At 65.3% G+C, this 14,535-nt stretch carries 14 protein-coding genes; 9 read left to right on the forward strand and 5 right to left on the reverse strand.

Annotated elements, in window-relative coordinates:
• The first annotated feature begins 78 nt into the window (after positions 1 to 78).
• The 5 genes from efeU (at position 79) to J4P02_RS02410 (ending at position 5,603) form a co-directional block, all read left to right on the forward strand.
• Positions 79 to 927 (forward strand): iron uptake transporter permease EfeU, encoded by an 849-nt coding sequence (efeU, locus tag J4P02_RS02390; protein WP_426187393.1) that lies wholly within the window; start codon positions 79 to 81, stop codon positions 925 to 927.
• Positions 928 to 936: 9 nt separating this feature from the next.
• Positions 937 to 2,139: an iron uptake system protein EfeO gene (efeO, locus tag J4P02_RS02395; protein WP_426187395.1), complete on the forward strand. Its 1,203-nt coding sequence runs from the start codon at positions 937 to 939 to the stop codon at positions 2,137 to 2,139.
• Between the two features lie 15 nt (positions 2,140 to 2,154).
• The gene (efeB, locus tag J4P02_RS02400; RefSeq protein ID WP_426187397.1) at positions 2,155 to 3,468 is read left to right on the forward strand and encodes an iron uptake transporter deferrochelatase/peroxidase subunit; all 1,314 of its coding nucleotides are present in this window, start codon (positions 2,155 to 2,157) and stop codon (positions 3,466 to 3,468) included.
• A gap of 35 nt (positions 3,469 to 3,503) precedes the next feature.
• Positions 3,504 to 4,328 carry an iron uptake system protein EfeO gene (gene efeO, locus J4P02_RS02405; RefSeq protein ID WP_426187399.1) on the forward strand — a complete coding sequence of 275 codons (825 nt, stop codon included), beginning with the start codon at positions 3,504 to 3,506 and terminating at the stop codon, positions 4,326 to 4,328.
• Positions 4,329 to 4,403: 75 nt separating this feature from the next.
• Positions 4,404 to 5,603, forward strand: coding sequence for an MFS transporter (locus tag J4P02_RS02410; protein WP_426187401.1), 1,200 nt, complete (start codon positions 4,404 to 4,406; stop codon positions 5,601 to 5,603).
• Between the two features lie 52 nt (positions 5,604 to 5,655).
• Here J4P02_RS02410 and pssA read toward each other — a convergent pair whose 3' ends face one another.
• The gene (gene pssA / locus J4P02_RS02415; protein ID WP_426187403.1) at positions 5,656 to 6,999 is read right to left on the reverse strand and encodes a CDP-diacylglycerol--serine O-phosphatidyltransferase; all 1,344 of its coding nucleotides are present in this window, start codon (positions 6,997 to 6,999) and stop codon (positions 5,656 to 5,658) included.
• 209 nt (positions 7,000 to 7,208) lie between these two features.
• Between pssA and J4P02_RS02420 the strand changes: the two genes are divergently transcribed.
• From J4P02_RS02420 to J4P02_RS02430, 3 genes are all read left to right on the forward strand, one after another.
• Entirely contained in the window at positions 7,209 to 7,772 is a 564-nt protein-coding gene (locus tag J4P02_RS02420) for a TetR/AcrR family transcriptional regulator (protein WP_426187405.1), read from the forward strand.
• Positions 7,773 to 7,830: 58 nt separating this feature from the next.
• Positions 7,831 to 8,310 (forward strand): DUF1348 family protein, encoded by a 480-nt coding sequence (locus J4P02_RS02425; protein WP_426187407.1) that lies wholly within the window; start codon positions 7,831 to 7,833, stop codon positions 8,308 to 8,310.
• A gap of 247 nt (positions 8,311 to 8,557) precedes the next feature.
• On the forward strand, positions 8,558 to 9,337 hold the full coding sequence (locus tag J4P02_RS02430) for a TSUP family transporter (protein ID WP_103302453.1): 780 nt from the start codon (positions 8,558 to 8,560) through the stop codon (positions 9,335 to 9,337).
• Here the strand turns inward: J4P02_RS02430 and nudC are convergent.
• From nudC to J4P02_RS02450, 4 genes are all read right to left on the reverse strand, one after another.
• Positions 9,305 to 10,135 (reverse strand): NAD(+) diphosphatase, encoded by an 831-nt coding sequence (nudC, locus tag J4P02_RS02435; protein WP_426187409.1) that lies wholly within the window; start codon positions 10,133 to 10,135, stop codon positions 9,305 to 9,307. The genes J4P02_RS02430 and nudC overlap by 33 nt on opposite strands.
• 6 nt (positions 10,136 to 10,141) lie before the next feature.
• Complete coding sequence (locus J4P02_RS02440) at positions 10,142 to 10,954, reverse strand: crotonase/enoyl-CoA hydratase family protein (RefSeq protein ID WP_426187411.1); 813 nt, start codon at positions 10,952 to 10,954, stop codon at positions 10,142 to 10,144.
• Positions 10,955 to 11,165: 211 nt separating this feature from the next.
• Positions 11,166 to 12,464: an ATP-binding protein gene (locus J4P02_RS02445; protein WP_426187413.1), complete on the reverse strand. Its 1,299-nt coding sequence runs from the start codon at positions 12,462 to 12,464 to the stop codon at positions 11,166 to 11,168.
• 4 nt (positions 12,465 to 12,468) lie between these two features.
• A complete protein-coding gene (locus J4P02_RS02450; RefSeq protein WP_426187415.1) occupies positions 12,469 to 13,170 on the reverse strand; it encodes a response regulator in 702 nt (233 codons plus the stop codon).
• 203 nt (positions 13,171 to 13,373) lie between these two features.
• Between J4P02_RS02450 and J4P02_RS02455 the strand changes: the two genes are divergently transcribed.
• Positions 13,374 to 14,528, forward strand: coding sequence for an efflux RND transporter periplasmic adaptor subunit (locus J4P02_RS02455; RefSeq protein WP_426187711.1), 1,155 nt, complete (start codon positions 13,374 to 13,376; stop codon positions 14,526 to 14,528).
• The last annotated feature ends 7 nt before the right edge of the window (positions 14,529 to 14,535 follow it).

Below are 14,535 nucleotides of genomic sequence, written 5' to 3' on the forward strand. Positions count from 1 at the left end.
TGTCAATAATCTTCATTTGGCAATGAGTATCATTATGTTACAAATTGATTCTCTCCCCTGCTGACCCCGCGGTGCCGAATGCTCGTTCCATTTCTGATCATGCTGCGCGAAGGGATTGAAGCCGCGCTTATCGTTGGCATCATCGCCAGCTACCTGAAACAGACCGGCCGCGGCCAATGGATGCCGGCGGTCTGGATCGGCGTGTTTCTCGCCGCGGCCCTGGCCCTGCTGGTGGGTGGCGGGCTGGAGTTGATGAGCGCCGAATTCCCGCAGAAGCAGCAGGAACTCTTCGAAGGCATCGTCGGCCTGGTGGCCGTGGCCATTCTCAGTTCCATGGTGTTCTGGATGCGCAAGGTGGCGCGCTCGATCAAGCATTCCCTGCAGGTGTCCCTGGACCACGCCCTGGCCGGCTCTCGGCACCAAGTCATCGCCCTGATCGCCATGGTGTTCTTCGCCGTGGCCCGCGAAGGCCTGGAAACGGTGTTTTTCCTGCTGGCGGTGTTCCAGCAGAGCGAAGGCCCCGGTGCGCCGATTGGCGCCCTGCTCGGGCTGATCAGCGCCATAGTGGTGGGTTTCCTGATCTACAGCGGCAGCATGCGCCTGAACCTCGGGGCCTTCTTCCGCTGGACCGGGCTGTTCATCCTGGTGGTGGCCGCCGGCATTCTCGCAAGCTCGGTGCAGGCCCTGCATGAGGCCGGGGTCTGGAACCACCTGCAGACCGTGCTCTTCGATTTCAGCGCCAGCCTGCCCATGGACAGCCCGCTGGGCTCGGTGCTGGCCGGCATGTTCGGCTACCAGGACGCCCCCACCATCAGCACCCTGGGCGCCTATGTGCTGTACCTGGCGGTGACCCTGGTGCTGTTCTTCCTGCCCGGCCCGACGCCCGCCAAGGCGCCCGCCTCATCCTCTTCCGCTTCCAGTCAGTAAGGCTTTCCCATGACCCTGCAAGCCCCTCCCCTGACCCCTACCCCGCCCCGCGCACTGCGCTGGGCGGTGGCCGGCTCGGTGATCCTGATGATCGCCGCCGGCGGGCTGTTCTACTACGCCTCGCAACTGGCCGCCAGCAAGCGCCAGGCCCATCAGGGCGAAATCATCGTCACCATCCACCCCAAGAACTGTGAGCCCAATGCGCTGACGGTGCCGGCCGGGCGCTCGAGCTTTCGCATCGTCAACCGCTCCGAGCGCGCCGTGGAGTGGGAAATCCTCGACGGCGTGCTGGTGCTCGAGGAACGGGAAAATATCGCCCCGGGCCTGAGTCAGGTGATCAACGCCAACCTGGCCCCCGGCGACTACGCTATCACCTGCGGGCTGCTGAGCAACCCCCGCGGCACGCTGCACGTGACCCCCACCGCCGAATCCGAGGCCCAGGCCAAGGCCCGCCCTTCACTGGTGGCCTTTATTGGCCCGCTGTCGGAATTCCGGGTTTACCTGAGCACCCAGGGCAGTGCCCTGATCAAGGCCGTGGCGGCCTTGCAGCAGGCCATCGAGGCCGGCGACCTGAAACAGGCCCAGGCCCTGTACCTGCCGGCCCGCGCCGCCTACCAGCGCCTGGCCCCGGCGGCCCAGCGCCTGGCCGAACTGGACAACGGGATCAACGCCCGCGCCGACTACTTCGAACAGCGCGAGCAGGACCCGGGCTTCAGCGGCTTCCACCGCCTGGAATACGGCCTGTTCCAGAAGCACGACCTGGCCGGCCTGGCCCCGGTGGCCCAGCGCCTGTCCGAGGATGTGACCCGCCTGAAAGAACAGCTGCTGGCTCAGACCCTGCCCCCCGAGCAACTGGTGGCCGTGGTGGCGCGCAACATGCGCAGCCTGGCCGAGCTGCGGGCCAGCAGCGGCGAAGAGGAACGCTACAGCCACAGCGACCTCAACGGTTTTGCCGGCAATCTGGAGGCCACGCGCAAGGTCATCGACCTGCTGCGCCCTCTACTGGCCAAGTCTGCGGCGCCCTTGCTGGCCCAGGTGGACGGCGCAGCCAGCGCCCTGGGCACAGCCCTGGACAACCGCCGCGATGGCTTCGGTTATGTCGCCTATGACCAGGTCAGCGCCGCACAACGCAAAGTCATCGCCGACCAGGCCAAGGCCCTGGCCGACGCCCTGGACGCCATCGACCCCGCACTCGGCCTTTCCGGCCTGTAACCAGACGAGCCTGCAATGAACGATTCCGATCCGTCCAACCCGTCCTTTTCCGCCCAGCGCCGCCGCGTATTGCTGGGCATGGGCGCCGCCGGCATGGCCCTGGCCGGCAGCAGCCTGAGCTGCCCGGCAATGGCCGCGGCCGCCCAGGCCCAGGTGACCGAAGCACCAAGCAGCGACCGCACCCAGGACCACCACGAGTTCCATGGCCAGCACCAGAGCGGCATCGTCACCCCGCGCCCGGCCGCGGGCATGCTGGTGTCCTTCGATGTGCTAGCCAGCGACCGCGACGACCTGGAGCGCCTGTTTCGCACCCTGAACCAGCGCATCGCCTTTCTGATGCGCGGTGGCCCGGTGGCCCAGGTCGACCCCAAGCTGCCGCCCCTGGATTCGGGCATCCTCGGCCCGGTGGTAACCCCGGACAACCTGACCATCACGGTCTCGGTGGGGGCCTCGCTGTTCGACGAACGCTTTGGCCTGGAAGCCGCCAAACCCAAGCGCCTGATCCGCATGCTGGGCTTTCCCAATGACGCCCTGGACCCGGCCTGCTGCCATGGCGACCTGAGCCTGCAGTTCTGCTCCAACACCGCCGACACCAATATCCACGCCCTGCGCGACATCGTGAAAAACCTCCCCGACCTGCTGCTGGTGCGCTGGAAGCAGGAAGGCAGCGTACCGCCCCAGGCCCCGCTCAAGCCCGGCCAGCCGGCGCAGAGCGCGCGCAACTTCCTGGGTTTTCGCGACGGCTCGGCCAACCCCGACTCCACCGACCCGCAGGCCATGCGGCAGATCGTCTGGGTGCAGCCCGGCAGCGACGAACCGGCCTGGGCCGCCCATGGCAGCTACCAGGCGGTGCGGATCATCCGCAACTTCGTCGAGCGCTGGGACCGCACGCCCCTGCAGGAACAGGAAAGCATCATCGGCCGGGTCAAGAGCAGCGGCGCCCCCATGGACGGGCAAAAGGAAACCCAGGTGCCCGACTACGCCAAGGACGCACACGGCAAGCTGACCAAGCTAGACGCGCATATACGCCTGGCCAACCCGCGTACTGCTGAGACTCGGCAGAACCTGATCCTGCGTCGGCCGTTCAACTACTCCAATGGGGTCAACAAGAACGGCCAGCTGGACATGGGCCTGCTGTTCATCTGCTACCAGGCGAACCTGGAGCAAGGCTTTATCGCGGTGCAGACCCGCCTCAACGGCGAACCCCTGGAGGAGTACCTCAAGCCCACCGGCGGCGGTTACTTCTTCACCCTGCCGGGAGTCACCGGCGACCAGGATTTCATCGGCCGCGCGCTGCTCGATGCCACCCAAGCGAAAACCACTGCCTAACCACCAAGACATAACCACCCCCACGGAAAAGTCCCATGAAAAAGTCGCCTCTCGCTGTGTTGCTGACCCTTGGCTTGCTCCACGCTCCGCTGTCGGCCTTGGCCGCCACCGCGCCCCTGGAACTGGTGGGGCCGATCTCCGACTACAAGATCTACGTCACCGGCCAGCTCGATGAATTGGCCAGCCACACCCAGCAGTTCACCGACGCGGTGAAAAAGGGTGACCTGGCCACCGCCAAGCAGCTCTACGCGCCGACCCGGGTCTACTACGAGTCGATCGAGCCGATTGCCGAGCTCTTCAGTGACCTCGACGCCTCCATCGACTCACGGGTCAACGACCATGAGAAAGGCGTCAAGGCCGAAGACTTCACCGGTTTCCACCGCCTGGAATACTCGCTGTTCTCGGAAAACAGCACCGAGGGCCTGGGTGAGCTGGCCGACGGCCTGAACAAGGACGTCAAGGACCTGCAGGCTCGGGTTGCCGGCCTGACCTTCCCCCCGGAAAAAGTCGTGGGGGGCGCCGCCGCGCTGCTGGAAGAAGTGGCCGCGACCAAGGTCTCCGGCGAGGAAGACCGCTACAGCCACACCGACCTCTATGACTTCCAGGGCAATATCGACGGCGCCAAGAAAATCGTCGACCTGTTCCGTACGCAGCTCGAGAAGCAGGACAAAGCCTTCGTCGCCAAGGTCGACAAGAACTTCGCCTCGGTGAACAAGATCCTCACCAAGTACAAGACCGCGGACGGCGGCTTCGTGACCTACGACAAGGTCAAGGACAACGACCGCAAGGCCCTGGTGGGCCCGGTCAACACCCTGGCCGAAGACCTCTCCACCCTGCGCGGCAAGCTGGGCCTGAACTGATCGGCCGATTGCTGGGCCGTGACCCGTTATCCCGGTAACACGTCACAGCCCAGTCGCTTTCATGGAAGACCCTTTATGTCCCGCCCCACTGCTGCCGCCACGCCGCTGGCTGCCAAACCCTTCTCGCTGTTGCCGCTGATGGCCGCCTATGTGGCCTGCACCATGGCGATGATGACCTTCGTTTCACTGATCGGTCCGATTGCCCGGGTGCTGCACCTGGAAACCTGGCACGCCGGAGTGGCGGTGACCCTGTCCGGGGTGGTCTGGATGTTTCTCGCGCGGCCCTGGGGCCGGGCCTGCGACCGCTTCGGCCGGCGCCGCATCCTGCTGCTGGGCACCGCCGGCTTCACCCTGGCCTACTGGGCCCTGTGCTTGTTTATCGACCTGTCACTGCAGACCCTGCCCAGCGTCACCCTGGCCTTTGTCGGCCTGCTACTGGGTCGCGGGCTGATCGGCGCCTTCTACGCCGCGATACCGGTAGGCGGTTCGGCCCTGATCGCCGACCATGTCGAACCGCAGCACCGGGCCCGGGCCATGGCCACCCTCGGCGCGGCCAATGCCGTGGGCCTGGTGGTGGGGCCGGCGCTGGCGGCGCTGCTGGCGCGCTACAGCCTGAGCCTGCCGTTCTACGCCATGGCGCTGCTGCCATTGCTGGCGTTGTTGGTGCTGCGTCATAAGCTGCCGCGGGAAGAACTGCACCTGAACCACAGCCCAAGCCGAGTCGCCCTTGACGACCCACGCTTGCTGCGGCCCATGGTGGTGGCCTTTGTCGCCATGCTCTGCGTATCGCTGGCGCAGATCACCGTGAGCTTCTTCGCCCTGGACCGCCTGCAGCTCAATGGCGCCGACGCCGCCCAGGCCGCCGGCGTGGCCCTGGCCATGGTCGGGGTGGCGCTGATCGCTGCGCAGTTGGTGGTGCGCCACCTGGAATGGCCGCCGTTGCGCATGATTCGCTACGGCGCGCTGCTGTCGGCCCTGGGCTTTGCCATCGCCGCGCTGGCCGACAGCACCTGGAGCCTGTGGCTGGGCTACTTTGTCTCGGCGGTGGGCATGGGTGGGGTGTTTCCGTCCTTCTCGGCCCTGGCGGCGAATGCCGTAAACGCCTCGGAGCAAGGTGCCACGGCAGGCAGCCTGGGTGCGGCCCAGGCCCTGGGGGTGGTGGTCGGCCCCCTGGCCAGCACCCTGATCTACGCCGTGGAACCGCGCCTGCCCTATGTGCTGGCGGCGCTGCTGCTGGTACTGGTGGGGCTCTGGCCCAAACCCCGGGCCCTGTAGCCCCAGCCCGCCTGCGCCGTGCCAGGCCTTGGGGCCTGGCAGCTGGGCGACGTCAGAGAATGCGGTAGAGCAAACGCTCGATGCGCACGCGGCTGACCCGACGCAGGAACTTGCCCACCGCCGCCGGGTAGTCCACCAGGCTGTCGAGGTTCTGGAAGTGCTCGATGCGCCGGGTATGGCGGTAGATCTCGCTCTGCTCGACCTCTCGCGCCGCCAGCAACTCGCCCTTGGGATCGTCCAGCAACAGGGCGTTCTCCAGGTCCAGGCGGAAGGCCCGCGGGTTGAGGTTGTTGCCGGTGAGCAAGGTGTAGCGCTCGTCGATCCACAGGCCCTTGAGGTGGTAGCTGTTGTCGCCGTCGCGCCACAGGTGCAGGTTCAACAGGCCACGGTCGATCTGCGCCTGATGGCGCTTGGCAAAGCGCCGCAGGCTGATCTCGTACAGGTAAGGCAGGGCCGCGATGACCTTGAACGGCTCACTGGGCGGGATATAGAAGTCGTTGGCGGTCTTGTCGCCGACGATGATATCGATCTTCACCCCGCGCTCCAGGGCCCGGTTGACCTCCCGGGTCACCGCCAGCGGCAGGTTGAAATACGGGGTGCAAATGGTCAGTTGCCGCTGGGCACCGGCAATCAGCTCGCAGATCACCCGGTTCAGTGGGTTGCCCTTGCCCACTCCGAGCAACGGGCTCACCGACAGCCCGCTCTTGTCCAGGCTGCCGGCGGTGGTGTCGTAGGTGGCGTGCTTGAGGCGGCTGCGCAGGTCGCCGATATCGTTGCGCAAGCTGCGGGTGCGGGGCAGGTTCGGCAGGTCCAGGCGGTGCACCGCCCGCGACTCCACCAGGCCATGTTGCACCAGGTGATGCATGGAGTCGGCCAGGGCCCGGTTGTGCAGCAGGTGGTAGCGATCGAAGCGGTACTTGTCGAACTTGTGCAGGTACACGTTGTTCAGGCTGGCGCCGCTGTAGAGCACGCAATCGTCGATGATGAAACCCTTGAGGTGCAGCACCCCGAACAGCTCCCGGGTCTGCACCGGCACGCCATAGATCGGCACCTGGGTGGCGTGGCTGCGGGTCATGGCCTGGTACCAGGCCGAGTTGCCCGGCTGCTTGCCGGCGCCAATCAGGCCACGCTGGGCCCGCAGCCAGTCCACCACCACGACGATTTCCAGCTCCGGGCGCGCGGCCTTGGCGGCATGCAGGGCATCGAGGATTTCCTGGCCGGCTTCATCCTGTTGCAGGTACAGCGCAACGATATAGATGCGCCGTGTGGCCTGGGCGATCTGCTCCAGCAGGGTGCGCCGAAATTGCGCGGCGCCACACAGGGTGGTGAAGGCCTCGGCGGCCAGGGGGAAGCTGCGCAGCTTGGGCAGCAGGGAGCGTTTGAAAAGCAACGGCATAGGGCTCGCGGTGGCTCAGATCCAAAGAGCGCAAGAGCTTACACCAAGCACCGGCCCGAGTCCCCTGTCTGGCGTATATAAGGTCACGGCTGGCCAATCCACAGGAGCCGACTGCCGATAACGCCCCGGCATCCCCCCCTACCGTCGGCCAAGCCACCAAGAGAAGATTTTATTTGACCAAGGAGAACGATCGTTCTACTCTTTGCCACATGAACGAAAACATGAACTCAGAAACCCGCGACATCATCCTCGACGTCACCGAGAAACTGATCTATCGAAGTGGCATTGCCGCCACCGGCATGGATCTGTTGGTGAAAACCGCCGGGGTCTCGAGAAAGAGCGTCTATCGCTATTTCAATAACAAGGACGAGTTGGTGGTGGCGGCCCTGGAACGCCGCGACCAGCGCTGGATGCACTGGTTCAAGAGCGAGGTGAACCGCGCCCCCGACCCGGCCCAGCGCTTGCTGGCGGTATTCAGCGTGCTCAAGGGCTGGTTTGCCTCCGAGGGCTTTCGTGGCTGCGCCTTTATCAACACCAGCGGCGAAACCGGCGACCCGCAAGACCCGGTGCGCCTGCTGGCGAAATACCATAAACAGCAACTGCTCGACTACCTGTGCGAGCTTTGCCAGGAACATGGCGTGCAACACCCGAAGGCATTGGCAGCGCAACTGCTGATCCTGATCGATGGCGCCATCACCGTTGCCCTTGTCATGGGCGATCACAGTGCTGCTGATAATGCGCAATGCATGGCGCGGAAGTTATTGGACCTCTGATTGTTTTAAACAAGCGCAACTTGATTGTTAAAACAGCAACTTTCATTGGAGACAGAACATGTCATCTGAAGCCCAACTGCGCCCGCCCCTTCCACCTTTTACCCGTGAGTCGGCGATCGAGAAAATCCGCCTGGCCGAAGACGGCTGGAACTCCCGGGACCCGGAGCGGGTCTCCCTGGCCTATACCCTGGACACCCAATGGCGCAACCGCGCCGAGTTCGCCCACAACCGCCAGGAAGCCAAGGCCTTTCTGGCGCGCAAATGGGCCAGGGAGCTGGAGTACCGCCTGATCAAGGAACTCTGGGCCTTTACCGACAATCGCATCGCCGTGCGCTACGCCTATGAATGGCACGACGACTCGGGCAACTGGTTCCGCTCCTACGGCAACGAGAACTGGGAGTTCGACGAGCAGGGCCTGATGGCCCGACGTTTCGCCTGCATCAACGACATGCCGATCCAGGCCAGCGAGCGCAAGTTCCATTGGCCCCTGGGCCGCCGCCCGGATGATCACCCGAGCCTCAGCGATCTGGGCCTGTAAGCCCCTGTAGGAGCTGGCCGGGCGGCGTTCCGCTTGCCAGCGAAGGCGTGCGCAAGTCCCGCGCAAGGCTTGCGGGCCTCTTCGCCGGCAAGCCGGCTCCTACGCAATCTGCGCTCCCGTGCCCCTTGGGAACTGGCTTGCCAGCGAAAGCGCCCGCACTACCCCTTGGAGCTTGCGGCTTGCAGCTTTAAGATGTCGGTCTTTCGCGCAGCCCCCTTCTCGCCTCCCGCCGATATAAGCCGAATCCATGCCTTTCGAACTCAGCGTTGACCTGACCACCCTCGCCATTCTCGCCCTCGTGGCCTTTATCGCCGGATTCATCGACGCCATTGCCGGCGGTGGCGGTCTGCTCACCACCCCGGCGCTGCTCACTGCCGGGCTGCCACCGCACCTGGTGCTGGGCACCAACAAGCTGAGCTCAACCTTCGGTTCGGCCACCGCCAGCTTCACCTTCTACCGACGCAAGCTGTTCCACCCGCGGCAGTGGGTGCACGCCATTGTCGGCACCCTGGTGGGGGCCCTGACCGGCGCCATAGTCGCCCATTACCTGCCGGCGGAATGGCTGAACAAGATGCTCCCGGTGATCGTCTTCGCCTGCGGCCTGTACCTGCTGTTCGGCGGCACGCCCAAGGCGCCGCTGGACAGCGACGCACCGATCAAGAAGAAGTGGCAATCGACCCAGGGCTTCAGCCTGGGGTTCTACGACGGCGTGGCCGGGCCGGGCACCGGGGCGTTCTGGACCGTGAGCAGCCTGCTGCTCTACCCCATCGACCTGGTGAAGGCCAGCGGCGTGGCCCGCAGCATGAACTTCGTCAGCAATATCGCGGCGCTGTCGGTGTTCGTGTTCTCCGGGCAGGTGGACTGGATCATCGGCCTGAGCATGGGCCTGTCGGTGATGGTCGGGGCCTTTTTCGGTGCCCGCACCGCCATCAGCGGTGGGGCCAAGTTCATTCGCCCGGTGTTTATCACCGTGGTGCTGGGGCTGACCGTGCGCCTAGCCTGGCAGCACTGGTTCAGTGTGGCCTAAGCGCCGCGCCACATAGAGGTCGATCAGGTAACGGGCGATCGAGCGCGAGGCCGGCAGCGGCGGCAGCGCATGGATGTTGAACCACTGGGCATCCTCGATCTCGTCCTCCTGGGGGACGATCTCGCCGCCGACGTACTCGGCGTGGAAGCCCAGCATCATCGAATGGGGGAACGGCCAGCACTGGCTGCCCACGTACTGGATATTGCCGACCTCGATGCTCACCTCTTCACGCACTTCGCGAATCAGGCAATCTTCCGCCGACTCCCCGGGCTCGGCAAAGCCCGCCAGGGTGCTGTAGACCCCGCTGACAAAGCGTGGCGAGCGGGCCAGGAGCACCTCGTCGCCGCGGGTCACCAACACGATCATGCTCGGTGAGATGCGCGGATAGGCCCGCAGGTCGCAGGGCTCGCAGTACATTGCGCGTTCCCCCGGCACCTGGGCCATGGCTCGGCCGCAACTGCCGCAGAAACGATGCTCCCGGGCCCAGGTGCCGATCTGCGCGGCGTAGCCCAGGACCTTGTACAGGGTGTGATCGCCTTCCAGCATAAAGGCCCGCAGGCCTTTCCAGCCGCAGCCCGACACCTCGGCGCGGCCGCTCAGCTCCAGCAGGTACACCGGCTCGCCATCGAGGTGGCCAATGCCATGCTCGGCCAGCAGCGGCAGGTCCTGGCCCTTGAGCCAGTGCCGGGGAAACAGCGCGCCATTGTCGTCATAGAGAAAACCGTCCGGGCCGCGGGCCACGGCCCAGCCGCCGGCAAGTTCGGTATCCAGTACTGCGGTGGTCCAGCGTGCAATCATCTTCACTCAATCCAGGAATTGGGGTTTCTGTTTGCTCATGTGGGCGGCGATGGCCACGCGCAGGTCGTTGCACTGCAGCATGGAGGCGTTCCAGGTGGCGACGTATTCCAGGCCATCGTCGATCCGATGGTCACGCATGTAGCTGAGCATTTCCTTGGTACCGCTGACCGCGATCGGCGACTTGGCGGCAATTTCCCGGGCAATCTCCATCACCCCGTCCAGCAGGCTGGAAGCATCGCTGTAGGTGCGATTGACCAGGCCGATGCTGCGCGCTTCCTCGGCACCGAAGGTGCGCCCAGTGTAGGCCAGCTCGCGCAAGATGCCGTCGCCGATGATACGCGGCAAACGTTGCAGTGTGCCGACATCCGCGGCCATGCCGATATCGATTTCCTTGATCGAGAATTGCGCGTCCTCGGCGGCGTAGCGCATGTCGCAGGCGCTGATCAGGTCGATGGCGCCGCCCAGGCAGTAGCCCTGGATCGCCGCCAGCACCGGCTTGCGGCAGTTGTCCACGGCGTTGAACGAGGCTTGTAGCTCGAGGATCTTGCGTCGCAGCAGGCGCGCGTTGCGGCCCACGTCCTTGCCCAGTTCGTTGGCCACGCCGGCGAGCAGCATCAGGTCGATGCCCGAGGAGAAATGCTTGCCGGCGCCGCTGAGCACCACCACCCGCACCGCGTCGTTGTCATCGATCCAGCGAAAGATCTCGACGATCTCGCTCCAGAACGCGGCGTTCATGGCATTGATCTTGTCCGGACGGTTGATCTGCACATGGGCGATGTTGTCGGCGAGTTCGACGCGAAAGGCTTGGTATTCGGACATGGCAACGATCCTTGGCTGGGCGAAAAAATAAGGCCCGAACTATAACAAGCGCCGACGCCGCGCCGTAAGGCAGCGCATTGGCCAAAAACGGGACTGGCCGGTACCGCACCGCAGGGGCCGGTTTGCCAGGGTATGGGGCCCAGGGTTGTGTACCGGGTTTGCCGGCCTCTTCGCCGGCAAGCCGGCTCCTACGGGGCGAAGGCGCGGTGGCTCAGGCCGGTGCCGGCAAGCTCAGGCGAAAGCGCGCACCGCCCAGGGGCGAGGCTTCCACCGTCAGGCTGCCGCCCTGGGCTTGCAGGGCCCGACGGCTGATGGCCAGGCCCAGGCCGAAGCCGCCGGTGGCGCGGTCGCGGCTGCGGTCCAGGCGATAGAACGGCTCGAACACCCGCTCGCGCTCATCGTCGGGGATGCCGATGCCGTCATCGTCGACCCAGATCTCGCAGCCCTGGTCGCTGACCAGCACACCCACCTGAATGCGTTTCTCGCAATAGCGAGTGGCGTTGCGCAGCAGGTTCTGCAGGGCCCGCGCGGTCAGCCGTGGGTCCAGGGTGAAGCGCTCCAGGGTGCCGTGCAGCAGCACATCGATCACCAGCTCCGATTCCAGCTCGTCATCGAGGCTGCCGAGGATGCTGTCGATGAATTCGTCCAGGGCCACTTCGATCTGCTCCGGCAGGCTGGCGGGGTTCTGCAGGCGGCTGTAGGACAGCAGCTCCAGCACCAGTTCGTCGAGCTCGCGGATATGCGCCACCAGGCCTTGCAGGCGTTCGCGGCTGGCCGCCGGCAAGTCGTCGGAAAGCACCAGGGCCAGGCCGAAGTCGAGCCGGGTCAGGGGCGTGCGTAATTCATGGGACACGGCATTGAGCAGGTCGCGCTGCTGGTTCAGGAGCTTCTCGATATCCCCGGCCATGGTGTCGAAGACATGGGCCAGGCTGCCGATATTGGAACGAGCAGGCAGTTGCGTACGCTCCCCCAGGTGGCCCTTGCCGAAGCGCTCGGCGGTGCCTTTCAAGCGTTCCAGATCACGCCAGTGCGGACGTACCCAGAGCAGCAGGCAGGCCAGCAGCACCGCCACGATCAGTACGTTGATGCTCCAGTACAGCAGGTTGACGTCCAGCGGGTCCGGGGGCACCACCAGCTTCACCGCCAGTTGCCGGTTCAGCGGCGATACCGCCAGGGTGCGCCAGCCCCAGTCGCCGACCCGCACCACCTTCTCGCCGCGCTGCAGGCGCTCGCGTTCATAGTCGCTGAATTCGCCGTCGTCGATGGCCACCAGGGCCACCTGCAAGGGTTGGAATTCACCGTCCAGCTCCTTGGCCAGGGCCGGCCACTGCGCCTGTGGCACCCCGTGGAACTGCTTGACCAGCAGGCTTTGCAAGCCTCGGGACTGCTCCAGGTTGTAGTTGAAGAAACGCTCGTGGAAGACCTTGATCACCAGGTCCGGAATCAGGTAGATCGCGGCGCTGAAGGCAACGATGGTGATCAGGTACAGCCGTAGCAGAATCCGCAGCATGGCATCAGCATTCCCACTCGGAACGGCTGAACAGGTAGCCCTTGCCCCATACGGTCTTGATCTTGCGCGCCTCGCCGGCGTGATCGTCGAACTTGCGCCGCAGCTTGGAGATGGCCACGTCCACCGAGCGGTCGGTGCCGTTGAACTCAATGCCCCGCAGGCGCTGCAGGATCTGGTCGCGGCTCAGCACTTCGCCGGCATGCCGGGCCAGCACCACCAGCAGGTTGTATTCGCCACTGGAGAGCTCCACCAACTGCTCGCGCCAGGTCACGGTGCGCTCCGACAGGTCGATGCACAGGTTGCCCATGAGGATCTGGTCGCTGGCGCTCTGCGGTTCGCTGAGGCTGCTGCGGCGCAACAGGGTGCGCACCCGGGCCAGCAGTACCCGCGGCTCGCAGGGTTTTGTCACATAATCGTCGGCGCCCATTTCCAGACCCAGCACCTGATCGTGGCTATCATCGCGGGCGGTCAGCATCAGGATCGGCAAACTCGCCGAATCGGCACGCAACAAACGGCAGACTTGCAGGCCGTCGAGGCCCGGCAGCATCAGGTCGAGAATCACCAGGTCCGGCGGGCTGGCCTTGGCCCGCTCCCGCACCTGGTCGCCGCGACTGATCACGCTGACCTGATAGCCGTTGCGCTCCAGGTAGCTGGCAATCAGCTCGGAAAGCGCGGTGTCGTCTTCGACAAGGAGAATATTGGGCATGGGACGCAATCTTTATTGAAGAAATAGCCAGCGCCGGCGTTATTAACACCACAGGGGTCGACACCGGCAAGGCCGCCAAGGATATACAACCCTGACAACGCCGGCGCGCCCGCTTCACACTTTTTCACACAGCGCCTACACAGCTTCACAGCGAGCCCTGGACCATGCCCTTAGCATGCCGGGGTCATTATTGAGGTATCAGCATTTTGAATAATCTCCTCGCGCCACTCTGCCTGACGATCCTGGCGGCGGCACTGAGCGCCTGCAGCAAGAGCGAAGGCGAACAGGCACCCGCGGCCCCCCAGGTACGCATCGAGACGGTGCAGACCCAGGCCCTGTCCATCACCAGCGAGTTGAGCGGGCGCATCGCCGCGCCGCGGGTCGCCGAAGTGCGGGCGCGGGTGGCCGGGGTGGTGCTGCAGCGCACCTACCGCGAAGGCTCCGACGTCAAGCAGGGCGACGTGCTGTTCCGCATCGATCCGGCGCCCTTCAAGGCCGATCTGGACAGCGCCCTGGCCAGCCTGCGCAAGGCCGAGGCCAGTGCCTTCCAGGCGCGCCTGCAGGAGCAGCGCTACGCCAAGCTGATCGCCGACCAGGCCATCAGCGGCCAGGAGTACGACAACGCCCGCGCCGCCACACGCCAGGCCGATGCCGAAGTGGCCGCCAACCAGGCGGCGGTGCAGCGCGCCCGCCTCAACCTTGGCTACGCCACCGTGACCGCGCCGATTTCCGGCCGGGTCGGCCGCGCCCTGGTTACCGAGGGCGCCCTGGTGGGGCAGAACGAAAGCACGCCGCTGGCGCTGATCCAGCAGTTGAACCCGATCCACGCCGACCTCACCCAGTCCACCCGCGAGCTCAACGAACTGCGCCGCGCCCTGCGTGCCGGGCAATTGCAGCAGGTGGGCAAGGACCAGGCCCGGGCCACCCTGATCCAGGACGACGGCAGCCCCTACGCCTTGCCGGGCAAGCTGCTGTTCACCGATATCAGCGTCGACCCGAGCACCGGGCAGATCATCCTGCGCAGCGAGTTCCCCAACCCCGACCTCGATTTGCTGCCCGGCAGCTTCGTCCGCGTGCGCCTGGAGCAGGCGGTCAATCGCCAGGGCATCAGCGTGCCGCAGCGGGCCATCCAGCGTGATGGCGCGGGTATCGCCCAGGTGTTGCTGGTGGACGCCGAGAACCGCGTGGTGCAGCACCCGGTACAACTGGGCGGGGCGCAAAACGATCGCTGGATTGTCACCGATGGGCTCAAGCCCGGTGATCGGGTGATAGTCGAAGGCGTGCAGCACGCCCGTCCCGGCGAGCCGGTGACCATCGACACCAGCCCCCTTCCGCTCGCTCAGCATTCCGGCCAGTAGGTAGTTC

Origin of the sequence: Pseudomonas sp. NFXW11, assembly GCF_049887815.1 — a bacterium.
Lineage (GTDB): Bacteria > Pseudomonadota > Gammaproteobacteria > Pseudomonadales > Pseudomonadaceae > Aquipseudomonas.